Here is a 630-nt window from a genome sequence, read left to right as displayed (position 1 = left end):
TGGCTAACGTTTTGGCCTCAAGACTTTTTCTTTCTAGCTTGGCTATTAATCATGGCTGCGCTCAGCCTATTCTTTTTTACAGCCTTGGCTGGCCGCTTATGGTGCGGTTATGCCTGCCCCCAGACCGTCTGGACTGAAGCCTTCGTTTGGATGGAACGCATTATTGAGGGTGACCGAGGCGCACAGCTTAAGCTGGAAAAGATGCCCTGGAATGCTGAAAAAATTCGCAAACGGGGGACCAAGCAGCTTGTATGGCTCCTGTTCTCATTATGGACCGGTTTTACCTTGGTCGGATATTTTACACCTATACGCGAGTTATCAGCGTCTTTGTGGACAACGCTGTCTGGCACCTACACTCTTGGGCCCTGGGAAACTTTCTGGATCCTATTTTATGGTTTTGCGACTTATGGAAACTCTGGCTACCTCAGAGAACAGGTATGCTTATATATGTGCCCTTATGCACGCTTCCAAAGCGCCATGTTCGATAAGGACACTCTGATTGTCTCCTACGACGATGACCGTGGCGAGCCAAGAGTTAAGGGTAAAAAAAGAAAGGAAATGGCCGACCAGGCAGGTGACTGTGTTGACTGCTCTTTATGTGTGCAGGTCTGCCCTACTGGCATCGATATT

1 protein-coding gene is annotated in these 630 nt (G+C 48.7%); it reads left to right on the top strand.

All coding sequences use genetic code 11. From position 1 onward, the window contains the following. Positions 1-48: 48 nt before the first annotated feature. A partial coding sequence (locus tag A3763_RS04665; RefSeq protein ID WP_255376604.1) for a 4Fe-4S dicluster domain-containing protein occupies positions 49-630 on the top strand: 582 nt, incomplete at its 3' end.

This window comes from Oleiphilus sp. HI0128 (assembly GCF_001635365.1).
This window is presented reverse-complemented; position numbering and strand designations above follow the sequence as displayed.